This is a genomic window from Streptosporangium sp. H13245 (genome assembly GCF_055690525.1).
Map to the genome: position 1 here is coordinate 15,099 of NZ_JBSZKT010000003.1, position 24,870 is coordinate 39,968.

General features: G+C 69.2%; 27 protein-coding genes. 11 read left to right on the forward strand and 16 right to left on the reverse strand.

What is annotated here, in order from left to right; all coding sequences use genetic code 11:
* Positions 1-7 precede the first annotated feature (7 nt).
* The 8 genes from aroH to ACW9TB_RS07140 form a co-directional block, all read right to left on the reverse strand.
* Entirely contained in the window at positions 8-367 is a 360-nt protein-coding gene (gene aroH, locus ACW9TB_RS07105; protein WP_472747127.1) for a chorismate mutase, read from the reverse strand.
* A gap of 75 nt (positions 368-442) precedes the next feature.
* On the reverse strand, positions 443-2,404 hold the full coding sequence (locus ACW9TB_RS07110) for a pseudouridine synthase (RefSeq protein WP_472747128.1): 1,962 nt from the start codon (positions 2,402-2,404) through the stop codon (positions 443-445).
* Positions 2,404-3,051 (reverse strand): SMC-Scp complex subunit ScpB, encoded by a 648-nt coding sequence (scpB, locus tag ACW9TB_RS07115; RefSeq protein WP_472747129.1) that lies wholly within the window; start codon positions 3,049-3,051, stop codon positions 2,404-2,406. The genes ACW9TB_RS07110 and scpB overlap by 1 nt, the downstream gene beginning before the upstream one ends.
* The gene (locus tag ACW9TB_RS07120; protein ID WP_472747130.1) at positions 3,044-3,877 is read right to left on the reverse strand and encodes a segregation and condensation protein A; all 834 of its coding nucleotides are present in this window, start codon (positions 3,875-3,877) and stop codon (positions 3,044-3,046) included. Before ACW9TB_RS07120 ends, scpB begins: the two co-directional genes overlap by 8 nt.
* A 30-nt stretch (positions 3,878-3,907) precedes the next feature.
* Positions 3,908-4,855 (reverse strand): ParA family protein, encoded by a 948-nt coding sequence (locus tag ACW9TB_RS07125; RefSeq protein ID WP_329093373.1) that lies wholly within the window; start codon positions 4,853-4,855, stop codon positions 3,908-3,910.
* Positions 4,856-4,954: 99 nt separating this feature from the next.
* Positions 4,955-5,881, reverse strand: coding sequence for a tyrosine recombinase (locus ACW9TB_RS07130; protein WP_472747574.1), 927 nt, complete (start codon positions 5,879-5,881; stop codon positions 4,955-4,957).
* 12 nt (positions 5,882-5,893) lie between these two features.
* A complete protein-coding gene (locus tag ACW9TB_RS07135; protein WP_472747131.1) occupies positions 5,894-6,547 on the reverse strand; it encodes an NUDIX domain-containing protein in 654 nt (217 codons plus the stop codon).
* Positions 6,544-8,214 (reverse strand): CTP synthase, encoded by a 1,671-nt coding sequence (locus ACW9TB_RS07140; protein WP_472747132.1) that lies wholly within the window; start codon positions 8,212-8,214, stop codon positions 6,544-6,546. The genes ACW9TB_RS07135 and ACW9TB_RS07140 overlap by 4 nt, the downstream gene beginning before the upstream one ends.
* 155 nt (positions 8,215-8,369) lie before the next feature.
* Here ACW9TB_RS07140 and ACW9TB_RS07145 point away from each other — a divergent pair, with 155 nt between their 5' ends.
* From ACW9TB_RS07145 to ACW9TB_RS07160, 4 genes are all read left to right on the forward strand, one after another.
* Complete coding sequence (locus tag ACW9TB_RS07145; RefSeq protein WP_472747133.1) at positions 8,370-9,101, forward strand: acyltransferase; 732 nt, start codon at positions 8,370-8,372, stop codon at positions 9,099-9,101.
* Between the two features lie 28 nt (positions 9,102-9,129).
* Positions 9,130-9,723: a DUF4126 domain-containing protein gene (locus tag ACW9TB_RS07150; protein ID WP_472747134.1), complete on the forward strand. Its 594-nt coding sequence runs from the start codon at positions 9,130-9,132 to the stop codon at positions 9,721-9,723.
* Between the two features lie 339 nt (positions 9,724-10,062).
* Positions 10,063-10,677, forward strand: a complete 615-nt coding sequence (locus ACW9TB_RS07155) for a hypothetical protein (RefSeq protein ID WP_472747135.1) — start codon at positions 10,063-10,065, stop codon at positions 10,675-10,677.
* 155 nt (positions 10,678-10,832) lie between these two features.
* A complete protein-coding gene (locus tag ACW9TB_RS07160; RefSeq protein ID WP_472747136.1) occupies positions 10,833-11,423 on the forward strand; it encodes a Uma2 family endonuclease in 591 nt (196 codons plus the stop codon).
* Between the two features lie 41 nt (positions 11,424-11,464).
* Here the strand turns inward: ACW9TB_RS07160 and ACW9TB_RS07165 are convergent, their stop codons facing one another.
* From ACW9TB_RS07165 to uvrB, 3 genes are all read right to left on the reverse strand, one after another.
* Complete coding sequence (locus ACW9TB_RS07165) at positions 11,465-12,217, reverse strand: SDR family NAD(P)-dependent oxidoreductase (RefSeq protein ID WP_472747137.1); 753 nt, start codon at positions 12,215-12,217, stop codon at positions 11,465-11,467.
* A gap of 26 nt (positions 12,218-12,243) precedes the next feature.
* Positions 12,244-13,113, reverse strand: a complete 870-nt coding sequence (locus tag ACW9TB_RS07170) for a helix-turn-helix transcriptional regulator (RefSeq protein WP_472747138.1) — start codon at positions 13,111-13,113, stop codon at positions 12,244-12,246.
* Positions 13,114-13,372: 259 nt separating this feature from the next.
* A complete protein-coding gene (uvrB, locus tag ACW9TB_RS07175; RefSeq protein ID WP_472747139.1) occupies positions 13,373-15,484 on the reverse strand; it encodes an excinuclease ABC subunit UvrB in 2,112 nt (703 codons plus the stop codon).
* A gap of 199 nt (positions 15,485-15,683) precedes the next feature.
* On the opposite strand from uvrB, the gene ACW9TB_RS07180 reads away from it, so the two are divergent.
* The 5 genes from ACW9TB_RS07180 (at position 15,684) to ACW9TB_RS07200 (ending at position 21,271) form a co-directional block, all read left to right on the forward strand.
* Positions 15,684-17,324, forward strand: coding sequence for an SPFH domain-containing protein (locus tag ACW9TB_RS07180; protein ID WP_472747140.1), 1,641 nt, complete (start codon positions 15,684-15,686; stop codon positions 17,322-17,324).
* Complete coding sequence (locus ACW9TB_RS07185; RefSeq protein ID WP_472747141.1) at positions 17,321-18,574, forward strand: SPFH domain-containing protein; 1,254 nt, start codon at positions 17,321-17,323, stop codon at positions 18,572-18,574. The genes ACW9TB_RS07180 and ACW9TB_RS07185 overlap by 4 nt, the downstream gene beginning before the upstream one ends.
* A 31-nt stretch (positions 18,575-18,605) precedes the next feature.
* Positions 18,606-19,376: a sporulation protein gene (locus tag ACW9TB_RS07190; protein WP_472747142.1), complete on the forward strand. Its 771-nt coding sequence runs from the start codon at positions 18,606-18,608 to the stop codon at positions 19,374-19,376.
* Positions 19,377-19,570: 194 nt separating this feature from the next.
* On the forward strand, positions 19,571-20,647 hold the full coding sequence (locus tag ACW9TB_RS07195; protein WP_472747143.1) for a sigma-70 family RNA polymerase sigma factor: 1,077 nt from the start codon (positions 19,571-19,573) through the stop codon (positions 20,645-20,647).
* A gap of 81 nt (positions 20,648-20,728) precedes the next feature.
* Positions 20,729-21,271 carry a dihydrofolate reductase family protein gene (locus tag ACW9TB_RS07200; RefSeq protein ID WP_472747144.1) on the forward strand — a complete coding sequence of 181 codons (543 nt, stop codon included), beginning with the start codon at positions 20,729-20,731 and terminating at the stop codon, positions 21,269-21,271.
* Between the two features lie 170 nt (positions 21,272-21,441).
* On the opposite strand, the gene ACW9TB_RS07205 is transcribed toward ACW9TB_RS07200, so the two are convergent.
* The 4 genes from ACW9TB_RS07205 to ACW9TB_RS07220 form a co-directional block, all read right to left on the reverse strand.
* Entirely contained in the window at positions 21,442-22,314 is an 873-nt protein-coding gene (locus tag ACW9TB_RS07205) for a GNAT family N-acetyltransferase (RefSeq protein ID WP_472747145.1), read from the reverse strand.
* 44 nt (positions 22,315-22,358) lie between these two features.
* Positions 22,359-22,586, reverse strand: coding sequence for a hypothetical protein (locus tag ACW9TB_RS07210; protein WP_472747146.1), 228 nt, complete (start codon positions 22,584-22,586; stop codon positions 22,359-22,361).
* Between the two features lie 110 nt (positions 22,587-22,696).
* Positions 22,697-22,939 (reverse strand): hypothetical protein, encoded by a 243-nt coding sequence (locus tag ACW9TB_RS07215; protein WP_472747147.1) that lies wholly within the window; start codon positions 22,937-22,939, stop codon positions 22,697-22,699.
* A complete protein-coding gene (locus ACW9TB_RS07220; protein ID WP_472747148.1) occupies positions 22,936-23,319 on the reverse strand; it encodes an ATP-binding protein in 384 nt (127 codons plus the stop codon). The genes ACW9TB_RS07215 and ACW9TB_RS07220 overlap by 4 nt, the downstream gene beginning before the upstream one ends.
* Here ACW9TB_RS07220 and ACW9TB_RS07225 point away from each other — a divergent pair.
* Entirely contained in the window at positions 23,318-23,719 is a 402-nt protein-coding gene (locus ACW9TB_RS07225) for a DUF5753 domain-containing protein (protein ID WP_472747149.1), read from the forward strand. The two genes, ACW9TB_RS07220 and ACW9TB_RS07225, sit on opposite strands and share 2 nt — an antisense overlap.
* Positions 23,701-23,922 (forward strand): DUF397 domain-containing protein, encoded by a 222-nt coding sequence (locus ACW9TB_RS07230; RefSeq protein WP_472747150.1) that lies wholly within the window; start codon positions 23,701-23,703, stop codon positions 23,920-23,922. Before ACW9TB_RS07225 ends, ACW9TB_RS07230 begins: the two co-directional genes overlap by 19 nt.
* A gap of 66 nt (positions 23,923-23,988) precedes the next feature.
* Here the strand turns inward: ACW9TB_RS07230 and ACW9TB_RS07235 are convergent, their stop codons facing one another.
* Positions 23,989-24,837 carry a hypothetical protein gene (locus ACW9TB_RS07235; RefSeq protein WP_472747151.1) on the reverse strand — a complete coding sequence of 283 codons (849 nt, stop codon included), beginning with the start codon at positions 24,835-24,837 and terminating at the stop codon, positions 23,989-23,991.
* Between the last annotated feature and the right edge of the window lie 33 nt (positions 24,838-24,870).

Here is a 24,870-nt window from a genome sequence, read left to right on the forward strand (position 1 = left end):
AAGGGGATCACTGGGCGATGTCCACGCGAAGGGCGACCGCGCCACGCAGGTAGACGTGCTGGATGTCCTGGCGGGACCGCTCGACGTCGACGTGGGCCATCAGCCGCACCACGCGGGGCAGCGCTCCGGGAACGTCGATCTCGGAGGCGCAGATCAGCGGGACGTCGTGGAAACCGAGCTTGCGGGCGGCGAGGGCGGGAAACTCGGCGGTGAGATCGGGCGTGGCCGTGAAGATCACGCTGATCACGTCGTCGGTGGTGAGCCTGTTGCGCCCCATCACCTCCGTGACCAGCTCGGTGACCCCTGACAGGATCTCGTCCCGGTCGTTGGCCCCGATCTGGGTCGCGCCTCGGATCGCCCGCAGCATCGCCGCTCCTCCAATCCACCGTGCCGGACCACCTCGAGGTGATCCGGCACGTCCTAACACACGTGTCAGGGAAGGTTACAACCCGACGGCGGCGTAAAGCTCCCCGACTTCCGTGAGTGTCAGTGCCCGGACAGTGCCCGGCTTGAGGCGGCCGAGCTTCACCGGGCCGAACTCGATGCGGGCCAGGTCGATGACCGGGTGCCCGACCTCCTCCAGCATGCGGCGGACGATGTGCTTGCGGCCCTCGTGCAGCACGATCTCGATCAGGGCCTGCTGGCCGTGCTCCTGGACCAGGGCGAAGGAGTCGGCCTTGGCGAGGCCGTCCTCCAGCTCGACGCCCTTCTTCAGGCGGCGGCCGAGGTCGCGCTCGATCCGGCCGGGGACCTTCGCCCAGTACTTCTTCTGGACGCCGTAGCTCGGGTGGGTGAGCCTGTTGGCCAGCTCGCCGTCGTTGGTGAGCAGGATCAGGCCCTCGGTCTCGGTGTCGAGACGTCCCACGTGGAACAGCCGCTCGGTGCGGTCGGCCACGAAGTCGGCCAGCGAGGGGCGGCCGTCCGGGTCGGACATGGTGCTGACGACGCCGATCGGCTTGTTGATCGCGAGGTAGACCAGGTCGGGCATGGTCGGCAGGCGCTTGCCGTCGACGTGGATGACCTGCTTGGCGGGGTCGACCCGGGCGCCGAAGCGGCGCACCACCTGGCCGTCGACCGTCACCCGGCCCTCGCCGATCATGTCCTCGCAGGCCCTGCGGCTGGCGACGCCCGCCTGGGCGAGGACCTTCTGCAGCCGGATGCCGTCGGGGACCTCGGTGGTGTCGCGCTCGTCGACGTAGTCGCGGTCGTAGAAGTCGGAGTCGCGCTTGGGCTGGCGGGCGGTCTTGAACCGGTCGTTCGCGATCGTGCCCGGCCTGAGCTGCGCCTTCGCCGCGGGGGCGCGGCTGGCGGACCGGTCTGCGGGGGGACGGCGCTCACCGTACGCCCCGGCGCGGTCGCCGCCGATGGTCTGGACGTCGTCCCGGCGCCCTGTCTTGCCGAAGCGGCCACGGGACCCCCCGGCGGGCGCGTCGCCGCGACCACGGTCGGAGCCGGGCCTGCCCCGCGAGCCGTCACGGTCGGCACGGAAGCCGCCGCGATCGTCACGACGCGGGCCGTCTGAGCGGTAGCCGCCCTGGGAACCACCCGAGGGCCTGCCGTACTGACTCCGCGAACCATCACGCGACCCACCGAACGACGACCCACCGCGATCATCGCGACGTGGGCCGTCGGGACGGTAGCCACCCTGGGAGTCGCCCTCGGGCCTGCCGTACCGGCTGCGCGAGCCGTCACGGGACTCACCATCGCGATCGTCACGACGCGGGCCGTCAGAGCGGTAACCGCCCTGGGAACCGCCGAACGACGAACCACCGCGATCATCACGACGCGGGCCATCCGAGCGGTAGCCGCCCTGCGACCCACCGAACGACGAACCACCGTCACGACGCGGACCGTCAGAGCGGTAGCCACCCTGGGAACCACCCGAGGGCCTGCCGTACTGACTCCGCGAACCATCACGCGACCCGCCGAACGACGAACCACCACGATCATCGCGACGCGGGCCATCGGAACGGTAGCCGCCCTGCGACCCGCCGAACGACGAACCACCGTCGCGACGCGGGCCATCGGAACGGTAACCCCCCTGGGAACCACCCGAGGGCCTGCCGTACTGACTCCGCGAACCATCACGGGACCCACCGAACGACGAACCACCGCGATCATCACGACGCGGGCCATCCGAGCGGTAACCGCCCTGCGACCCACCGGACGACGAACCGCCACGATCGTCGCGACGCGGGCCATCCGAGCGGTAACCGCCCTGCGACCCACCGCGGGACCCGCCCTGGGGGCCACCACGGGACCCGCCGGACGAGGAACCGCCTCGGGAGGAGCCGCCCCGGAATCCACCGGACTGCGAGCCCCCACGGGGATTGCCACCGCGCGGGGCTCCGCCACGGCCTTGACCGCGTCCATCACCGGACGGGGTACTGCGCCTGTTGTTCACTACTTCTGCTCCTCTAGGGATTCCGTGTCGTCGGGCAGGAAGGGCGCCAGTTCGGGAAGCTCACCGAGCTCCCGCAGGCCCATCCGCTCAAGGAAATACGAACTTGTCCGGTAGAGCACGGCTTGGCTCTCCGGTTCGGTGCCGGCCTCCTCGACCAGCCCCCTTGTCATCAGCGTGCGCATGACGCCGTCGCTGTTGACACCTCGGATGGCCGCCACCCGGGCCCGGCTCACCGGCTGCCGGTAGGCGACCACGGCCAGGGTCTCCAGAGCGGCCTGGGTCAGGCGCGTCTGCTGGCCGTCGCGGACGAACCGCTCCACGAGTGGCGCGCACTCGGCCCGCGTGTAGAACCGCCAGCCGCCCGCGACCTCTCTCAGGTCAAAACCCCGCCCGGCGGCGGTGTATTCCGCTGAAAGCTCGCGAATCGCCCGCCCGATCTCGTGGACGGGCCGTTCCAGAACCTGGGCGAGGGTCACCTCGGCGACGGGCTCGTCGACCACCAGCAGGATGGCCTCCAGCCCGGCACGCAGATCCGGCTCGGCACGCGAACCGGCCTCGGCATCCGTACCGGCCTCGACACGCGGGCCAGGCTCGGCATACGGATCAGGCTCGGTACGCAAACCGGGCTCGGGTGCCAGGTCAGTCATCGGCGGGCTCTCTCTTCGGGCTGTTCGGGGTCTCGTCGTAGTCGTCGGCCACGGCGACGTCGCCGTCGTCACTGCCGGTCCAGGTCACGTGCAGCTCCCCGAGAGGCTCCACCTGCTCGAAGGAGACGGCCGCCTCCCGGTAGAGCTCCAGGACGGCCAGGAAACGCGCGACGACCTCGAAGGTACCGGCGCAGTCGGAGGTGAGGGCCCGGAAAGTCGCCCGGCGCATCCGCCGCAGCCGCTCGACAAGGATAACCGCCTGCTCGCGGACATTGGCGAGCGGTTGGTAGATGTGAGCCGTCGAGACCGACGGCGGCACCTTGGGGGCGAAGGCCCGCCGGGCGATCTCCGCGAGCCGGTCGGGGCCGATGCCGAGGATCAGCGCGGGCAGCAGGCTCGCGAACTCGGCCTCCATCGGCACCGTACGGGGGAAGCGCAGCGCCTCCTCGGCCATCCGGCCGGAGAAGACCTTGACGACCTCCTTGTAGGCCCGGTACTGCAGGAGGCGGGCGAACAGCAGGTCGCGAGCCTCCAGGAGGGCCAGGTCCTCCTCGTCGTCGACCTCGCCCGAGGGCAGCAGCCTGGCGGCCTTGAGATCGAGCAGGGTCGCCGCGACGAGCAGGAAGTGGCTCGTCTGGTCCAGGTCCCACTCCGGGCCCCTGGCCCGGATGTAGGAGATGAACTCGTCGGTGACCTGGCTGAGCGAGACCTCGGTGATGTCCAGCTTGTGTTTGGAGATCAGACCGAGCAGGAGGTCGAAAGGGCCCTCGAAGACCTCCAGATGCACCTTGAAGGTGTCATCGTCGGTCTTCGGCTGCTCGGTCATCCCTCCATTGTCCCGCACCCGGAGGCGGGATCACCGCTCCAGCGCGGCCCACCTGGCCAGGACTTCCCTGGCGAGCTCGCGGTACGCGCTGGCGCCGAGCGAGGACGAGTCGAAGCTGGTGATGGGTTCACCGGCCACGGTGGCGTCGGGGAAGCGAACCGTCCGGTTGATCACCGTGTGGTAGACCTTCTCGTCGAACGCCTCGACGACCCGGGCCAGCACCTCGCGGCCGTGCAGGGTGCGCGCGTCGTACATGGTGGCGAGCAGGCCCTCGATGACCAGCTCGTCGTTGATGCGCTCCTGGACCTTGATGATGGTGTCCATGAGCAGCGCGACGCCGCGCAGCGCGAAGAACTCGCACTCCAGCGGCACCATGACGCCGTGCGCGCAGGCCAGCGCGTTGATCGTGAGCAGCCCCAGGGAGGGCTGGCAGTCGATCAGGCACACGTCGTACTCGGGCAGGAGGGGCTTGATCACCCGGCCGAGCACCTGCTCGCGGGCGACCTCCGTGACGAGCTGGACCTCGGCGGCCGACAGGTCGATGTTGCTGGGCAGCAGGTCCATGCCCTCGACGCCGGTCTCCAGGAGCACGTCCCTGGCGGTGATCTGCCGCTCCATGAGGAGGTTGTAGACCGTCAGGTCGAGCTGGAGGGGGTTGATCCCGAGGCCGACCGAGAGGGCGCCCTGCGGGTCGAAGTCGACCAGCAGCACCTTGAGCCCGGCCTCCGCCAGCGCGGCGCCCAGGTTGATGGTGGTGGTCGTCTTGCCGACGCCGCCCTTCTGGTTGACCATGGCGACGACCCTCGCCGGTCCGTGCACCGTGCGGGGGGGCGGGTCGGGGAAGACCGGGCGGGGACGCCCGGTCGGGCCGAGGACTCCCCCACTGCGAGGGGTCCCGGCGGTCTTGGTGTCGCCCCAGGGATTCTCGGGGTTTGCTGGGGTCGTTCCCCGGATAGAACCGTCGGTGGTCACAGTCACCAGTCGAACCTCCCTGACGGCCTCTAACCGGACCGTCCGGACGGACACTATGGCGTCAACACGTATGCGGCAAGGCGGCACGCCCGGACATAAGCAAGGTCAATCCCGCGTGCGCGGATGCGCGGCGGCATAGACCTCGCGGAGCTTGTCGACCGTGACCTGTGTGTACACCTGGGTGGTGGTCACCGAGGCGTGGCCGAGTAGTTCCTGAACCACCCTAACGTCCACACCCCCGTCAAGGAGGTGGGTTGCGAACGAATGTCGCAACATGTGTGGTGACACTCCTTCGAGCCCGCCGCGCTCGGCGGCGCCCTGGAGGACCTCCCAGGCGCCCTGGCGGGTGAGCCGCCCGCCCCTGGCGTTGAGGAAGAGCCCCGAGGTGCCCCGGCCGTACGAGGCGATGCGGGGCCGCGCGCGGGTGAGGTAGGCGCGCAGCGCCTCCCCCGCGAAGCCGCCCAGCGGGACCAGGCGGGTGCGCCCGCCCTTGCCGCGCAGGCGCACCCGCTGCGCCTCGGCTCCCAGGTCGACGTCGTCGACGGCGAGCCCCACGGCCTCGGAGATACGCGCGCCGGTGCCGTACAGGAGTTCGAGCAGCGCCCGGTTACGCAGCGTGAGCGGGGCTCCGTCGGGCCCCGAGGCGGCGATCAGGCGTTCCACGTCGCGGACGCTGATCGCCTTGGGGAGCCGCCTGAGCTGGCGCGGCGAGCGCACCTCGTGGGCCGGGTCGTGGCGGCAGACGCCCTGGCTCAGCGCGAACCGGTGCAGGCCGCGCACCGCGGAGACGGCCCGCGCCGCCGAGGCGGCGACGAGGGCCTGGTGCTCCCCGTCGCCCTCCCCGAGCGCCGCCACGAAGGCGGTCACGTCGTCCTCGGCGACCTCGCCGAAAGTGACGCGGCCGCGCTGCTTGAGGTGCTCCACGTATCGCAGGAGGTCACGGCGATAGGAGGCCAGGGTGTTGGCGGCCAGGCCCCGCTCCACCGCCAGATGGGCGAGGTAGCTGGAGAGGACGGCCTCCGTCTCGCTCAGGGTGTCCTCCTGTCATGCCTCCGGTGCGTCGGCGGGCCGCAGTGAGGCGAATCCGTCCGCCGAAGCGGCGTATGCGGCGAGAATACCGGCCACGGCTTGGGAATTGTGGATCATTCCCGCCATGGCACGCCGAACCGCGTCGGACAGGGGAATCCACACCACCGGCATGTCGGCCTCCTCGTGCCGGTGGACGAAGTCCAGCTCCCCCTCGGGGATGGGGCTGACGTCCCTGGCGAGGAAGATGCGGGTGCGCTCGTCGCTCATCCCGGGCGAGGTGTAGGCGTCGACCAGGGTGTGCCAGGTACCCGCCCGGTAGCCCGCCTCCTCGGCGAGCTCGCGGGCCGCCCCGGCCCGCAGGGACTCGCCCTCGACGTCGCGCAGCCCCGCGGGCAGCTCCCACAGCAGCCGCCGTACGGCGTGGCGGTACTGGCGGATCAGCAGGACCCGTTCCCTGTCGTCGAGGGCCACGACGGCCACAGAGCCCATGTGGAGCACGTAGTCGCGGTTGACGACCTCGCCGTCCGGCATGACGACCGCGTCGGTGACCGCGGTGATGACACGGGCGCGCAGGTGCTCGGTGGAGGAGACGACCTTCCACTCCTCGGGAACGTCCGCCACCTCCAGGACGTCCCGGCCCTCCCCGGCGGCCGCTCGCGAACCGCTCACTTGCCCCGCCCCGCCTTGGCGGCGGTGCCGCGGATGTCGGCGTACGTCAGGGCGGCGCCGATCAGGCCCTTGAACAGCGGGTGCGCCCGGGTCGGCCGGGAGCGGAACTCCGGGTGCGCCTGGGTACCGATGAAGAAGGGGTGGACGTCGGCGGGCAGCTCGGCGTACTCCACCAGGCGGCCGTCGGGCGAGAGGCCGGAGAAGACCAGGCCGACCTTCTCCAGCTGCTCGCGGTAGGAGTTGTTGACCTCGTAGCGGTGGCGGTGGCGCTCGTCCACCTTCGCCATGCCGTACAGCCGCCGGGCGAGCGTGTCCTCGCCGAGCCTGGCCGGGTAGAGGCCCAGCCTCATGGTGCCGCCCATGTCGCGCTCGCCGGAGACGACGTCCTCCTGGTCGGCCATGGTGGAGATGACCGGGTGGGTGGTCTCCGCGTCGAACTCGGTGCTTCCCGCGTCCTCGATGTCCGCGAGGTTGCGGGCGGCGTCGATGACCATGCACTGCATGCCCAGGCAGATGCCGAGCAGCGGGATCTTGTTCTCCCTGACGTGCCGGATCGCGCCGACCTTGCCCTCGATCCCGCGTACGCCGAAGCCGCCGGGGACCAGGACGCCGTCGACGCCGTCGAGCTCGCGGGCCGCGCCCTCGGGGGTCTCGCAGTCGTCGCTCTTGACCCAGCGGATGTTGACGCGGGCGTCGTTGGCGAAGCCGCCCGCGCGCAGCGCCTCGGTGACCGACAGGTAGGCGTCGGGCAGGTCGATGTACTTGCCGACGAGCGCGATCGTGACCTCGTTGGCCGGGCGGTGCACCCGGCGCAGGAGCTGCTCCCACTCCTTCCAGTCGACGTCCCTGAAGGGCAGGCCCAGGCGGCGCACCACGTAGGCGTCCAGGCCCTCGGAGTGCAGGACCTTGGGGATGTCGTAGATGCTGGCGGCGTCGATGGCGGAGACGACGGCGTCCTCGTCCACGTCGCACATCAGGCTGATCTTGCGCTTGAGCGAGTTGGTGATCGGCCGGTCGGAGCGGCACACGATCGCGTCGGGCTGGATGCCGATGCTGCGCAGCGCGGCGACCGAGTGCTGGGTCGGCTTGGTCTTCAGCTCGCCGCTCGGCCCGATGTAGGGCAGCAGCGAGACGTGCAGGAAGAACACGTTGTCGCGGCCGACCTCGTGGCGGACCTGGCGGACGGCCTCCAGGAAGGGCAGCGACTCGATGTCGCCCACGGTGCCGCCGACCTCGGTGATGACCACGTCCACGTCGGGGCCCGCCATCGACCGGATGCGGTCCTTGATCTCGTTGGTGATGTGCGGGATGACCTGCACGGTGTCACCGAGATACTCGCCGCGGCGCTCCTTGGCGATGACGTTGGAGTAGACCTGGCCGGTGGTCACGTTGGCCGAGCCGTGCAGCTCGGTGTCGAGGAACCGCTCGTAGTGACCGACGTCGAGGTCGGTCTCCGCCCCGTCGTCGGTGACGAACACCTCACCGTGCTGGAACGGGTTCATGGTGCCGGGGTCGACATTGAGGTAGGGGTCGAGTTTCTGCATGGTGACCCGCAGGCCGCGCAGCTTGAGAAGGCGCCCGAGGCTGGAGGCCGTCAGTCCCTTCCCAAGGCTGGAGGCGACGCCGCCGGTGACGAACAGATGCTTGGTGTGTGCGGCGCTGCGCAAGAAGGCTCCCGTGGTCGTTACAGATCGTCGGCGCACCCTGATGAATGGCCTACAGGTCCACGGGCTCTCAGAATATCAAACGGTACCGGCGAAGTGCCCGGTCAACCCCCACCCGCATTCCGCCCAAACCCAACCAAGCGGTAATTTGATCCGTTATGTCACTTCGTGATGTGGTACGGCGTGCCCAGGGCAGGATCGTCCACCGACTCTGGGCGGCGGTCCGCACGGCCGGGGCCGTCACCCCCGTCAGCCCCGCCGGATACCGCTTCCGGCGCCTGGGCGAGGGGGCCTGCCTGTCGTTCCCGCTCGGAGCCGTCTTCGGCGAGGCCTGGATCGAGATCGGCGACCACACCCTGATCGGCGAGCGGGTCTCCATCTCCGCGGGCATGGGCCCCGGGGTCGACCTGGGCCCGGACTCGATCGTACGGATCGGCGGGAGCTGCTCCATCGGCAGGGGCAGCCACATCGTGGGCCACCAGTCGATCGACATCGGGAACGACGTCTTCACCGGCCCGTACGTCTACATCACCGACCAGAACCACGTCTACGACGACCCCGAGGCGCCGATCGGCCGCCAGTGGCCGCGCAACAACCCGGTGTCCATCGGGCCGGGGTCGTGGCTGGGCACCGGCGCGATCATCCTGCCGGGCACCCGGATCGGCAGGCAGTGCGTGGTGGCGGGCGGGGCGGTGGTACGCGGGGAGTTCCCCGACCACAGCGTGATCGCGGGCATCCCCGCCAAGGTGGTGCGCCACTACGTGCCCGGCCAGGGATGGCTGCCGCCCCACATGGAAGTCGTGGAGCCCGTGGAGATCTTGGAGACCGAGACCGGAGTGATACCGCGAGAGGGGACGGATCGGGATCGATCGACGGCCGGGAACCGTTGAAGGGGGAGAGAGACACTACGGAGGTACGATGCTCGCGGCACTGACGGGCCTTGGACTCTCCACCGCGGCCGGGCTCAACGCCTACATCCCGCTGCTGGTGGTCGGCCTGCTCGCCAACTTCACCGACCAGGTACGGCTGCCGCAGGAGTTCGCCTGGCTGTCCAACGGCTGGGTGCTCGGGATCATCGGCGTGCTGCTCCTGGCGGAGTTCGTGCTCGACAAGGTCCCGGTGGTCGACAGCGTCAACGACATGATCCAGACGGTCGTCCGCCCCGCCTCCGGCGGCGTGGTCTTCAGCGCCACCGAGGCCGCGGCCCGGCTGGACGGCTCGACCTGGATGAGCCACAACCCGTGGCTCAGCTGGGTCCTGGGGATCGCGATCGCCCTGGCCGTGCACACCCTGAAGGCGACCACCAGGCCCGTGGTGAACGCCACCACGGCCGGGGTGGGCGCCCCCGTGGTCAGCACGGTCGAGGACGCCGGGGCACTGGGCATCAGCCTGGTGGCGATCTTCCTGCCGGTCCTGGTCGTCGTGGTGGTGGCGGGGCTGGCGCTGTTCGCCTGGTGGGCGACCCGCAGGATACGGCGACGGCGGCGGGTGGCCGCCCCGAGCCTGCGATGAGCCCGCGCGACCGCGCCACGAGCCACGCCGCGGCCTTTTCCACGGCCCTTTCCGCGGACCGCACCGTGGCGCCCCTTGAGACCGGCACCACTTCCACGGCCCTTTCCACGGCCTTCTCCGCAGACCGCACCGTGGCGCCCCTTGAGACACCGGCGCCACTTCCACGGACCGCACCGTGGCGTCCCCCGCCGGGCGGGTGGCCCCCCGCCCGCTCCGCCTCGCCCGTCCGGCTCGTTCGGCTCGTCCGGCTTCGCGGGATGTGCCCGCCGCGCGAGGGCCGTGGCGCGGGCTATGCTCGAAACACCCTGTCCAGACACCCCGTCCAGCCCCCGCCGGGAGGTGGCTCCGATCGGCGATTTCCTCATCGTCCTGCTGGTGATCCTGCTGTTCTTCCTTCTCCTCGGAGGAGTCGGGATCTACCTTCTGGTCAAGGTCGGCAAGAAGGCCACGAAGAAGGCCAAGGCCGTCTCCACCAGGGTCGCCACCCACATGGCGGCGATGGGCACCGGCGACGCCGCGGAGACCGAGCGCATGCGCCTCGACCTGCGGCGCGAGGTCTCCCTGACCCGCCAGGCCGTCGACCACGCGCTGCGCGACGGCTGGGGCCTGGGCGACCTGCCCCACCTCGTGGCGGAGATCTCGGTGCACGCCGAGCAGCTCGACGCCCAGCTCGCCCACTACGCCCAGGAGCGCCGGGTCTCGCCCTATGTCGACCACACGGCGCTGAGCCGCCTGCGTGAGCACCACGCCAAGCTGACCACGTCCTGCGCCAGGATCAGGGCCGACCTGCGCGACGACCAGATGGCGCACTCATCCGGGGGCATCGACGAGATCCAGGGCCGCACCGACCTGGAGATCGAGGCGCGCCGCCGTGCCCCCGACCCCCTGGACCAGATCGACGAGCTCTACAACCGCACGATGATCAACCGCACCCACCCCGACGACTCCCGCTGACCGGCCGCTCACGGCGTCTCCCGCCGTGAGCGGAGACCGTCACCGGTGACCCCTTGTGGTCACCGCGTCCCGAACGGCCCGCGAGTCACACACGGTGAGTGGCAGGATGACTCCGTCAGGTAATGTTTCCGGGTGTCGCCGAAGGAGGTTCTCTGATGACAGCCGTTTTCCCCGAGTGGTTCTACCCGGGGCCGACCGGCGGGTGGACCGCCGACATGCTCGATCATCTTCCCCCCGACGCGCCCCGGCATGTCGAACTGATCGACGGGTCGCTCATCATGATGTCTCCGCAGACCGCTTTCCATATGTTCGTCATCAATCTGATGATCGATCAGCAACGCGGCATACGGCCACCGGCTCACCTCATGGTCGTCCGGGAGATGACCGTGACCCTGGGAATGAGGCAGCGGCCCGAGCCCGACATCATGGTGGTGGCGAGTTCCGCGCTGACGAGCCTGAGGACGACCTCGTTCAAGCCCGAGGACGTGCACCTGGTGGTCGAGGTGGTGTCTCCGGAGTCGCTGGAGCGAGACCGCACCACCAAGCCCATCAAATACTCCGATGCCGGGATCAGGCACCTCTGGCGCGTGGAGCAGGAGGGCGACAGGCCCGTCGTCTACACCTTCGAGCTGGAGCCCGCTGTCAAGGCGTACGTCCCGACGGGCATCCATCGGGGACACCTGAAGACGGACGTCGGCTTCGAGGTCGACATCGATCTCGATCTCGGCAGGTTCATCGGCCCTTGACGTCCTCCCCACGGCCGGAGGCAGCGGGCCCCGTATGACCGTCAAAGGCGCAGCCCGAGGGGGGCCGCTCCCACCAGGCCGCCGTCGATGACGAGGTCCTGACCGGTGATGTAAGACGCGTCGTCCGAGGCCAGGAAGGCGACGGCGGCGGCGACGTCGTCCGGGTGGCCGAGTGAGCCGAGCGGCACCTCCGCCATGATGCGGCTCTCCGTGGCGGGGTCGATGGCGGACCGGTACATCTCGGTCTCGATGTAGCCGGGGCTGACGGAGTTGACGCGGATGCCGCGCGGCGCGAGGTCGGTGCCGAGCGTACGGGCGAGATTGTGCACGGCGGCCTTGCTGGCGGCGTAGATCGAGGCGACCGGAAGGCCGCGGTGCAGGGTCCAGGAGGCGTTGATGACGACGGCACCTCCGTCGCTCATCAACGGCAGCGCCTTCTGGATCGTGAAGAACACGCCCTTGAAGTTGATTCCGACGGTGTGGTCGAAGTCCTTCGGGGTGAACTCCGGCTTGAAGTCCGCGATTCCGGCATTGGCGAAGACCACGTCGAGAGCGCCGCGCCAGGTCTCGACACGCCGTACGAGGAGATCGAGGTCGACGTCGACGCTGACGTCCGCGCGGACGGGCAGGACCCGCTCGGAGCCCAGGCGTTCCGCCGCGCTGTCGAGGCGGGCCTGGTCGCGGCCGGTGACGACGACGTACGCGCCCTCGTCGAGAAGCCTGCGCGCCGTCGAGAACCCGATACCGCTGGTACCGCCGGTGATCAGAACTGTCTTGTTCGTGAATCGCTTCATACCGACGATCTTCGAGCGGCGCGAGCCTACGCGGCAGTGTTGGCTGAGCCTAGGTCTGACACCACCACCAAGCGCTCCAGCAGGGCCTCCGTTCCCGTCCCGGGTGCGGGGGTGTGCAGCGACAGGCGGTGGCCGGGCAGTTCGGGCAGCGGCAGGATGGTCGCCTCGAAGGTCAACGTCCCCAGGCCGGGAATCTCCAGGGCCTTGGTGCCGTGGGTGGGACCGCCCACGGGGAGTTCCGCCCAGATCCCGGCGAAGGCGGGGCTCGCGGCGCACAGGTCCGCGGCCAGGCGGCCGAATTCGGGATCGTCCGGGTAGCGGGCGGCGTCCGCCCGGAACAGGCCGATCATCGCTCGCGCCGCGTCGTGCCAGTCCACGACCGCCGCACGGTAGCGGGCGTTGGTGAAGAAGCTGACCAGGCAGTTGTGGTCGTGCTCGTTGCACTGGAACACGATCTCCGCCGCGCGGTTGACCGCGAGGACGTTCCAGTGCCGGTCGATGACGTACGCGGGCCTCGGCAGCCAGCCCTCCAGCAGCCGCCGTACGGCATCGGGGACCTGGCCCTCGGACGGCGCCGCCGGTGGCGGGTTGAGACCGGCGAGGAGGTACAGGTGCTCGCGCTCGGCGGGCTTCAGGCGCAGCACCCTGGCGATGGCGTCCAGGACGTCGGCGGAGACGTTGATGTCGCGTCCCTGCTCAAGCCATGTGTACCAGGACACTCCCAGGCCGGCGAGCACCGCCACCTCCTCCCGCCGCAACCCGGGCGTACGACGGCCCTCGCCCGCCGGCATGCCCACGTCGGCGGGCGTCACCCGGGCTCGTCGCGACCGGAGGAACGCGCGCATCTCGGAACTGCGCCGCTGCCGCGCGTCGGTGGGGAGCCGGGAGATATCCACCGGGTCATGCTATGCCGCGATGACTGTCAGACCCGTTCGGGCCGGTGTCACAGGGCTCGGAGCAGGGGGTATCCCGAGGTCGGGGATGCCTGCCGGAGCCCACCTGCCGGACCGTTCGCCGACATCGACTCTCGGCACGGGTTCTCGATGCTCACCATCCACGACCCCACGCTTTCTCGGCCTCTCGGTCTCTCGGCGGAGTGCCGACAGACGAGGGTCTGCCGACACCGACCCGCGACCGGCCGGGAGGGAAGCGGGGTCAGGAGACCCCGGCCTCGCGCATGTCGCGCACCTCCCGTTTGAGCTCCTTGATCTCGTCGCGGAGCCGGGCGGCGACCTCGAACTGGAGGTCGGTGGCGGCCTGGTGCATCTGCTCGGTGAGCGACTCCATCAGCGCCTCCAGCTGGGCCCTGGGCATCTCTCCGGCGATCGCCCTGGCGTGCTGGCCCGCCTGCTTGACCGCGAAACCGGGCACCGGGGCCTTGCCGCGCGACTGCTGGCGGCCGCTGCCGCCGAGGAGCTGGGCGGTGTCGGCGTCCTCGCGGCTGAGCGAGTCGAGGATGTCGGCGATCTTCTTGCGGAGCGGCTGCGGGTCGATGCCGTTGGCCTCGTTGTAGGCGATCTGCTTGGCCCGGCGGCGGTTGGTCTCGTCGATCGCCCGCTCCATGGAGGGGGTGACCCGGTCGGCGTACATGTGCACCTGGCCGGAGACGTTTCTGGCCGCGCGGCCGATGGTCTGGATCAGGGAGGTCTCCGAGCGCAGGAAGCCCTCCTTGTCGGCGTCGAGGATGGCCACCAGCGACACCTCGGGCAGGTCGAGACCCTCGCGGAGCAGGTTGATGCCGACCAGCACGTCGTACTCGCCCATCCGCAGCTCGCGCAGCAGCTCGATGCGGCGCAGGGTGTCGACCTCGCTGTGCAGGTAGCGGACCCGGATGCCGAGCTCCAGCAGGTAGTCGGTGAGGTCCTCGGACATCTTCTTGGTCAGCGTGGTGACCAGGACCCGCTCGTCCTTCTCCGTACGGGTGCGGATCTCGTGGACCAGGTCGTCGATCTGCGACTTGGTCGGCTTGACGATCACCTCGGGGTCGATCAGGCCGGTCGGCCGGATGACCTGCTCGACCACGTCGCCCTTGGAGCGGCCCAGCTCGTAGGTGCCGGGGGTGGCCGACAGGTAGACCGTCTGGCCGATCCGCTCCAGGAACTCCTCCCACTTCAGCGGGCGGTTGTCCATCGCGGACGGCAGCCGGAAGCCGTGGTCGACGAGCGTGCGCTTGCGGGAGGCGTCTCCCTCGTACATCGCGCCGATCTGCGGGACGGTCTGGTGGGACTCGTCCAGGACCAGCATGAAGTCCTCGGGGAAGTAGTCGAGCAGGGTGTTGGGCGCGCTGCCCGGGGTGCGGCCGTCCATGTGGCGCGAGTAGTTCTCGATGCCGGAGCAGGTGCCGATCTGGCGCATCATCTCCAGGTCGTACGTGGTGCGCATGCGCAGCCGCTGGGCCTCCAGGAGCTTGCCCTGGCGCTCCATGGTCTCCAGGGTCTCGGCCAGCTCGGCCTCGATGCCCCGGATGGCGCTCTCCATCCGCTCGGCGCCCGCGACGTAGTGGGAGGCGGGGAAGATGTAGAGCTCCTCGTCCTCGGTGATCACCTCGCCGGTGAGCGGGTGCATGGTCGCGAGCTTCTCGATCTCGTCGCCGAACATCTCGATCCGCACGGCGAGCTCTTCGTACTTGGGGATGATCTCGACGGTGTCGCCGCGCACCCGGAAGGTGCCCCGGGTGAAGGCCATGTCGTTGCGGGTGTACTGCATGTCGACCAGGCGGCGCAGCAGGGTGTCGCGGTCGATCTCCTGGCCGACCTTGAGCCTGACCATGCGGTCGACGTACTCCTGCGGGGTGCCCAGGCCGTAGATGCACGACACGGAGGCCACCACGATCGTGTCGCGGCGGGTCAGCAGCGAGTTGGTCGCCGAGTGGCGCAGCCGCTCGACCTCCTCGTTGATCGAGGAGTCCTTCTCGATGTAGGTGTCGCTCTGCGGGACGTACGCCTCGGGCTGGTAGTAGTCGTAGTAGGAGACGAAGTATTCGACGGCGTTGTTGGGCAACATCTCGCGCAGCTCGTTGGCGAACTGGGCGGCGAGCGTCTTGTTGGGCTGGATGACCAGGGTCGGCCGCTGGAGGCGCTCGATCAGCCAGGCGACCGTGGCGGTCTTGCCCGTGCCCGTGGCGCCCAGCAGGACGTTGTCCCTGTCTCCGGCCTTGACGCGCCGTTCGAGCTCGGCGATCGCGGCGGGCTGGTCGCCCGAGGGGGTCATGTCGGTGACGACGTCGAAGGGCGCCACACTGCGCTGCAAATCTGTTACCGGCCTCACCTGTCCCACTGTAGGCGGCGTGACCGACAATCCTTCTTCAGAGGTCCGTCGTACGAGTTCACCGGTCCGCGTACGGACGGATCGCCGTCAACCGCGTGGCAAGTGATCCGCAAGCGGGATCCCCTTTACTGTTTCGCGTGTCAATGATCACAAAGCGTGATATATCGGGCTTTCGATATATCACTGACCCGGAGGTGTGATGTCCCGGCCAAGAGAAGCCGCGCAGTACGCGAGGGCCGCAGCGCAGGCCATAGGGCAGGGCGGCGACGTGCGCCAGATGGTCGGCCAGGCCGTGGGGCAGTACGCCGGGCAGGCCGCGGGACAGTACGCCGGGCAGGTGGCCGAGCAGTTCGTGGGGCAGGCGAACACCGGGAGCACCGGCGCGGACAAGGGCTTCGCGCTCAACCCCTCCGACTTCCTGGCCGCCCGCGACCAGGGCTCCTCCCTGGGCACGGTCATCGAGGCCCGCAGCGCCGCGCTCAACGAGGCCGGGGAGATCGTCAACCGGAGCTTCGGCGGCAACGGCCCGAACGGCGAGCCGGTCCACGTCATCTCCCCCGTGGTCATCCCCAAGGGCACCACCGCCAGGGTGGTCGTCCCGCTGGTCGTGCTGGCCGCGCTCGGCCTGGTCGGGCTCGTCGCCACCGGGCTGCCCGAGGGGGCCCGGGTGCTCTTCGGCCCGCACTACTGGGCCGTGCTGGTGCTGGCCGCGGCGTTCCTGTGGTGGCGCAGGAGCGTGGTCATGGTGCCCGAGGGCTGCAAGGCGCTGATCACGAAGTTCGGCAAGCTCGTGCAGATCGCCGAGCCGGGCCGGGTGACGCTGTTCAACCCGTGGAAGCGGGTCAGCTACATCGTCAACACCACCCGCGAGTACCCGTTCAACGCCCCCATCCGCGAGGCCCCCACCCAGCAGGGCGTCAAGGCCAGCGTCGACCTGTTCCTGCAGTTCCGGATCGAGGACCCGGCCGAGTTCATCTTCGTGCTCGGCTCGGTGAGCGGCTTCCAGGCCAAGCTGCAGAACGCCATCAGCGAGGTCACCCGCTCCCTCATCTACGCCCAGCGCGCCGAGGAGATCTACGACCTGGTGGGCGAGAGCACCATGGGCATGCTGGACAACCTCAACCAGCAGTTCCTGCCCGCCGTACGGCTCACCGACGTCAACATCACGCACGCCGAGCCGTCCAGCCAGGAGTACCGGATGGACCTGGCCGCCCCCGAGATGATCAGGGTCGCCAAGGAGGCGTACACCTACGAGTACGAGCTCCAGCTGCGCAAGGAGCAGAACGAGGGCGACCTGATCAAGGAGCTGGCCGGGCTGCAGGAGCAGCTGTCGGCCATCCACGCCGAGATCGCCGGGCACCAGGCCAGGATCGACACCGCGCTGGAGCGCGCCTCCCACCAGGCCAAGGCCCAGGGCGGCCAGCGGCTGGTGGAGGCGGAGTCCACCGCCAAGGCCAACGCGGCGCTGCTGGAGGCGCAGGCGCTGGACATCCGCTCGCTGAGCGCCGCCGAGGCTCCGGAGATCCTCGACTACCGCTTCCAGCAGGACCTGCTCGACAAGCTGGAGTCCGTCGCCTCGCACCTGCCGCGCCTGGTACAGGTCGGCGACGCCGTCGACATCGACCTGCTCGCCCTGGCCAGGCAGCTGGTCGGCAACCCCGAGGCCCAGCTGTTCTCCCCGGCGGACATGGCCGCGATCAGGGCGCGGATGAGCGAGATCGGCGGCCGCGTCGAGGAACGCGGAGCGGAGATCAGCTCCCTGCTCAACACCCCCGCCGACACCGTCGTCCCCGTCCCCGTCGCGGGGCGGGTCGTCCAGGAAGAAGAAGAGGTCCGATGAGCGGCAGAGAGTTCTCCAAGATCAAGGAATCTCTGGCCTCCTGGTCGGAGATCCGCCAGCTGCTGCGCGGCGGCGAGTCGGGCCAGCTGGTCCCGGTGGTGATCCCCAAGGACCGCCGGGGCTTCGCCTGGGTGGCGCTGCTCTTCCTCGCCCTCTACCTGGCCGGCACGGCGGTGTTCGCCGACGGGGCGCTCTCCCTGCTGGCCGCGGTCGGAGCGGTGTTCTCCCTGGTCGCGGCGCTGGTGTGGCTGTGGCGCCGGGCGATCATCGAGATCGAGGAGGGCACCACCGGCGTACGCAGCCGCTGGGGCGCCATCGTCGGCACGCTGCCCCCGGGACGCCACTACCTGTGGCTGCCGTGGGACCGGGTCGACGCGGTGGTCGACACCTCCACCGAGATCCCCTACTCCGCGCCGATCGTGGCCTGCCCGACGGCGGAGAACGTCCCGCTCAAGTCCATCGAGTTCTTCCTGAAGTTCCGCATCGTCGATCCGGTGGCCTTCGTCCGTACGATCGGCGCCGGTAACTTCGACCTGGTGCTCAGCAGCGCCGTACAGGACGCCATCCGCCAGCGCAGCCGCCTGGTGAACACCGAGCGGGCCTACGACCTGCGCGGATCCGACGTCGGCGACATGCAGGAGCTCCTCACCCGCCAGCTCGGCCGGTACGGCGTGCGCATCACCGGCGCCAACATCCCCGACGTGCAGCTGCCCGACCAGTACCAGCAGCACCTGGCCACCCGCGAGAAGGTCGCCAAGGAACTGTCGGCCTTCGAGCGCGAGTGGGAGCTCACCCGCAAGCGCAGGATCGACACCCTGCTGATGGAGATCGAACGTTCCAAAAAGACGCGGGACGCGCGTATCGTCGAGGTGAGAGCCGCCGCCAACACCGCCCGTAAGGACGTCGCCCGCATGCTGGAGGAGCACGAGACCGAGGCGCAGCGGGTGCGCTGGGAGATCGAGGCGAGGGGCCGGGCCGAGCTCACCTCCGCCGAGAACGAGGCGAAGGGGCTGCGCAGGCTCGCCGACTCCTACCGCGACAACCGCGCGGTGCTCCAGTACGAGCTGGCCCGCCGCAGGCTCGACGTGGGCGCCAGGCTCGCCGAGAGCGCCCCGCGCCCCGTCGTCGTCCGCACCTCCGGCGCCTCCGGCGACACCTCCGCCCTGTCCACCCTGCTTCTGGCCCAGATCCTGCCCCAGCTGAACGGCGGCGGCAACGGCCAGGTCAAACCGCAGAACCAAGCCCCCTGATGAGAAAATCTCCAACCCCTGGGAGTTCCAAATGGTGTTCCGTAAGCTGATGGCCGCGTTCGGCGCCGGTGTCGAGGTCGACACCGTGCTGCAGAACTCTCAGGTGCGGCCGGGCGAGGTCCTGCGCGGGCAGGTCAACTTCCGCGGCGGCGGCTCCGACTACAAGGTCGAGGGCATCTTCATCGACTTCACCGCCGTCGTCGAGGTCGAGAGCGGCGACAACGAGTACAAGTCGACGTACAGCTTCCTGCGTCAGCAGATCACCGGCCCGTTCCACCTCGCCGCGGGCGCCCCGCAGTCGGCCCCCTTCGAGATCCAGGTCCCCTGGGAGACCCCGATCAGCGCCATCGGCGGCCACCCGCTGCGCGGCATGCAGCTCGGCGTCTCCACCGAGCTCGCCCTGGCGGGCGCGCTCGACAAGGGCGACCTCGACGCGCTCTTCGTCAACCCGCTGCCCGCCCAGGACCACGTGCTCGGCGCGCTGGACAACCTCGGTTTCCGCTTCAAGAAGGCCGACCTGGAGCGGGGCACCCTGTCCGGCTCGCGGATGCCGTTCTTCCAGGAGATCGAGTACTACGCGGGCAACGACTACCGCCGCCACTTCAACGAGCTGGAGCTCACCTTCATCGCCGGGCCCCAGGCCATGGACATCATCCTGGAGGCCGACAAGCGCGGCAGCTTCGGCTCCAGCCACGACACCTTCAGCCGCTTCACCGTCCACTACAACGACCACCCGGGCCAGGTGGAGCAGTCCCTGCGCGGCGGCCTGCAGTCCATGGCCCAGAAGCGCGGCTGGTTCTAGCCTTCCCTCGCTTCCTCGCGTACGACGGGTGTGCCCTGTTTGCCGGGCACACCCGTTCCGCTTTTCGTCCGGGCGCGGGGAGCACCGGGCCGTGCCGTACGCGGCGTGCTCCTTGACAGGCCGCGATCCCGTCGTGCCTGTCGTAGGGTTCCTGCCAGGGGCCGGGCCGGGGGGCAGGGGCGAGGGGGCGGTTGATGGACGCGGGGGACGGCGACGCGGTGGTGGCCGCCGCGCGGGCGGGCGACGAGCCCGCGTTCGCGGCGCTCGTCGAGCGTCACCGGGGTGAGCTGCGGGTGCACTGCTACCGGATGCTGGGCTCGTTCGACGAGGCGGAGGACCTGGTCCAGGAGACGTTCCTGCGCGCCTGGAAGAGCCTCGGCGGCTTCGAGGGGCGCTCGACGTTCCGGACCTGGCTGTACCGGATCGCGACGAACGCGTGCCTGGACGCCCTCGACGGCCGGGCGTACCGGGTGCTCCCCCACCACCTGGCCGGGCCGTCGGACCCGAGCGCGGCGCTGTCACCCCGTACGGACATCGCGTGGCTTCAGCCGTTCCCCGACCGGCTGTGGGAGCCGGTCGCGCCCAGCGAGACCGAGCCGGACTCGGTGGCCGTCACCAGGGAGACGATCGAGCTGGCGTTCCTGGCCGCGCTCCAGCACCTGCCGCCCCGGCAGCGGGCGGCGCTGATCCTGCGCGACGTGCTCGGCTGGCCCGCCAAGCGGGTCGCGACGCTGCTGGAGGGCAGCGTGGCGTCGGTGAACAGCGCGTTGCAGCGGGCCCGGACGACGCTGAGGGAGCACCTGCCGGAACACCGCCTGGACTGGGCGCCGTCGGCGGAGCCCACCGAGCGGGAGCGGACGGTGCTGCGCCGCTACATGGACGCGATGGAACGCGCCGACCTCACCGCGGTCGCCGACCTGCTGGCCGAGGACGTACGGACGGAGATGCCGCCGTGGCCCATGTGGTTCCGGGGGCGCGACGCGGTCGTGGCTGCGCTGGCGGCGAGCTGGGACCCCGGCTCGCCCGACTACGTGGGCCGGTTCCGGATGCTGCCCACCCGGGCCAACCGGCAACCGGCCGTGGCGGCCTACGTACGGCGCCTCGACGAGCCCGCCCACAGCGCCTTCGGGATCTCCGTGCTGCGGATCGAGGACGACCTGATCGTGGAGGCCACCGCCTTCCACGACCTCGGCCTGTTCGCGACGTTCGCCCTGCCCATGACGCTGTCTCCGGAATCCCGATCTCCCGAACCCCGATCTCCGAAACACTGATTTTCCGAACACCGATGAGTTTTCGCACGGTCCGCCGTCTCAGCACGGGTCAGTTGGAAGTGATCCCGACGGAGGTACCTCATGGGCAGGATGCTGTATTCGGTCACCATGTCACTGGACGGTTTCATCGCCGGTCCCGGCGGTGACATGTCCTGGATGACCGAACACCTCGGCCCCAACCCGACGGTCGACAGGGTCGTCGAGGAGATCGGCGCGCTTCTCGTCGGCAACCGCACCTTCCGCGGCGACGACCCCCACCGGGGCACGGAGAGGGAGGGCAAGGCGTTCGGCGGAGGATGGACCGGGCCGCAGTTCGTACTCACCCACCACATCCCGGACACCCCGGTGCCGGGTGTCACCTTCGTCGGCGACCTCGGCACCGGCGTCGCCGCGGCCAAGGCCGCCGCCGGTGAGAAGTACGTCAACATCCTCGGCGCCGACACCGCCCGGCAGTGCCTTGAGGCGGGTGTGCTCGACGAGATCCTCGTCTTCGTCGCCCCCGTCCTGCTGGGCGACGGCGTCCGGCTCTTCGACCACCCGGGCGGGACCAACGTCCGGCTGGAACGCGTCGAGCTGACCCACGTGCCGCACGCGACGGGCATCCGGTTCCGCGTGGTCGGCTGAGCCGTTCCCGGTGGCAGGACGTTTCGCGGCCACCTCGGCCGCCTCAGATGGCGGCGGCGGTTGGGCGTCCTGCCACCACCGCGAACCTCACAGGTCCAGCTGGTACCTGATCGGCGGTCGGCCGCCTCAGATGGCGGTGGCGGTTGGGCGTCCTGCCACCACCGTGAACCTCACATGTCCAGCTGGTACTGGAACGTCCTGTGGGTGGGCCGGTAGCCGAGCGAGTCGTTGACGGCCCGCATGCGGGTGTTGCTGTCGGCGGTGTCGGCCAGCAGCCCGCCCAGGTCCGGGTGGCGTTCGCGGGCCTGCCGGATCGCCTCGGCCTTCATCCACCTGGCCAGGCCGTGGCCACGGTGTTCCGGCAGGACTCCCGTACCGTAGTGCTGGCCGTCGCCCTTGCCGTCGCCGGGGACGACCAGCTCGGTGAACCCGGCGATCGAGCCGTCGGACTCGTCGACGGCGACGACCGTGTGGAGCGACTCACCACGGTCCGCGATGGCCCGGGCCGCCGCCCTGACCCGTTCGACGTCCCAGACCACGACGCCGTAGTCGGTGTCGTCCATCGGCATGTCGTCCATGGCCCGGCGGGAGGCGGTGAAGGTGTCGGCCAGCTCGTCCGGCACCGTCCCGTCCCAGGAACGCAGCCGATACCCGGCGGGCGGGTCGCCGATGATCGTGTCCACGGCGGCGTCGGCCAGCACGAGCCTGGCGTACGTCAGGGTGAGCACCTTCCTGAACCCCCTGGCCGCCAGGAACAGGTCACCCGGCGTACCGGCCGTGGCCTGGGCGAGCACGCAGCGCCGCCCCTCCCCCTCGGCACCCGCGACCGCTCGCGCCAGCAACTCGGAGCCGACACCCGCGCGCCGCTCCGCCGGGTGCACGTTCAGCTCCAGCTCGGCCAGGTGGTCCTGGCCCTCCCGGTCGAACAGGCGGAGGAACGCCGATCCCACCGGAGTCCCGTCACCGTCGGAGGCCAGCCACACCAGCCGGTGACTGGACGCACCCGGATGAGAATCGACCAGCGGGACAATTCGAATCGACAAGATATCTCCATAGGACGACGGTGTCGTCGCGAGTAGAACAGGGATCAGGGTGCCTTATAGGCGAGGGTGAGCAGGTAGCCGCTCACGCCCAGCAGCGAGGGGACCGACTCCAGGCGACGCTGGGCGTCGAGCATGAGGGCACGGCACCCTGGGTCGCCGCGGCCACCAGGCCACCAGGCCATCGGGCCGTCGGGCCGTCGGGCCGTCGGGCCGTCGGGCCGCACCACCCGTACCGCCTCCGCGTAAGCGAGCGGTTCCGGTGTCATCGCCATGCTCGATCATGTCTTCTACGGGGACTCACGGGCAAACGAATTACATCACCGGGCGGGCGGTGGGGTTCACAGCCGTTCCGGACGATTGAAAGCGATGACTCGTAGAATTGTTATCTCAACGGCCGATTCTCACGCTTATTCTCGGCCGCCAGGCGGCGCACCATTTCCCCGAAGGTGGCCGCGCACATCACGTTGGACAGGTTTCTCGTGTTGAGAAACTCCTCGGACAAGCTGTGGCGGCGTACGGCGTAGTAGCCACCTCCCATCGCCTCGGAAATGAGCCAGTGCCTGCCGTACCGGGCGACGAGAACGGCCATCGTCCCGGGTTTCGGGTCGCCGGGCGTGCCGCTCATCGCCGTGCCAGCTGGAACCAGACGACGCGTCCCGCCGTGCCCTCGTACCAGCCCCACGACAGAGCCACCTCGCGGACCAGCCAGAGCCCACGACCGCCCTCGGCGTCCTCGGCGGGCTCGGCCGGGAGCCCGGGCATGCGGACGGAGGACCCTTCGTCGATCACCGCTATCCGGACGACGTCGACGAGGTTCGCCACCGCGACCGTCACCCGGCCACCGGCGCGTCCCGACTCCGAGTGCCTGACCGCGTTCGAGACCAGCTCACTGACGAGAAGCTCGGCGTCGTACGTATCCCTTCGGCCGGAGTTCTCCAGCACGCTCCGGACGTGGGGTCTGGCCACTTCGGACCGGGAGATCGAGGAGCAGGTCAGCGCCCGCATGCGGCGACAGCTGGTCCTCACAAAGGACAACCCGCTCGTCCTGTGGGCGCTTTTCGACGAGTGGGTGCTCCGCCGCCCCATCGGAGGCCCTGAGGTCATGTACGAGCAGCTCGACCACCTCGTGGCCCTCGCCAGTCGCCAGAACGTGAAGGTGCAACTCGTCCCCCACGACACCCCCTGCACAGCGGGCCTGATGTCCGGCTTCGTGATCGCCCAGCTGACGGACGCGCCGACCGCCGTCTCCGTGGAGTCGGCGGGAGAGGGCGAAGTGTCAGCGGAACACAATCTGGTAGGCGTCGTCTGGGACAGGTATGACAAGATCCGGGCAGAGGCGTACCGTCCCGGACAATCGCTAGAGATGAACAAAGAAGCGAGGGACCAATGGAAGCAGCAAATCTGACCGGCCCTGACCTTTCCGGGGCCGCCTGGAAAAAGAGCTCCCTCAGCGGCGACAGCGGCGGAAACTACGTCGAGGTCGCCGGAAACCTCCCGGTGGTCATCGCCATCCGAGACAGCAAGAACCCCGCAGGCCCGGCCCTCGTTTTCACCCCGGGCAAGTGGGGCACCTTCCTCACCGCTGTGAAGTCGGATCGCTTCGACTGACGGTGCAAGTGCGGCTTGCCACACAGCAGGTGGCGACAGTCCCGACGTACAGCCAGTTAGTAATGCTCAGGAGTCTAAAACAACGTCAACGATCTGCATCTTCTCGATGCTGCGATCCTTCGACAGTTTCATCAGCTCCTCCTGGTGACCTGTCACGAGATATCCGTATACCAGCCCTTCCTTAGCGCGGGCCTGTATCTCCTGCAGATCCAGATTCAGCTGCATTAAAACAGGCGCGTCGTTCGCTTCAAGCAGGGAGGCCCAACGTTGGAACTGCCGTATGGGAGACCGCATCATCTCCTCGTCGCAATCACCGATGCCTTTCCAGGCGCATGCGGAGGGTGACCACAACATGGGAGAGGTATTGTCATCCGGCGAATCCATGAAAACAGCGTCGAATCCTTTGTTCCACGACCTCCGCGCGGCATCCTCGCTCAGCGGGTGTGTCAACCACACAAGAGCTGTCACTACCACTGGCCCCTTCATACCGCGGAGCATGCTCGCAGCGGACTCCACACCAGTCTCTGCCTGATCGAGTGCATCGAGAGCCCTGGCAGCACTCGTGTCCACGAGCTGCGGAAGCTCCAAATCCCCAGACGGAAGAAGTTTCAAACTTGTTCTGTATCGGTGGCTCTGAACCGTTCCGGCAACGTAGGAAGATCGCGGGCCCAGGACAATTGAGATAGACCCTCCATCGGGCCGGACGCTCATATCCTCATCTTTGAGATCCTCAAAGACAACATAATGGCCCGGGTGGCTGACAGCGAACGCGTTGGCGACGACCAGACGAGCTCTGTCGTTGTTGCTGTATTCCTTCCATGGCCCGAACAGACGCCCAGAAAAAAGAAGAAGGATGACGATAGCCGCGGCTCCGATGACAACGGGGCTAGCGTGCCGAAAAATCTTCACGACCATTTACTTCTCCTTTCCGAAAATATGCTTGAGGCA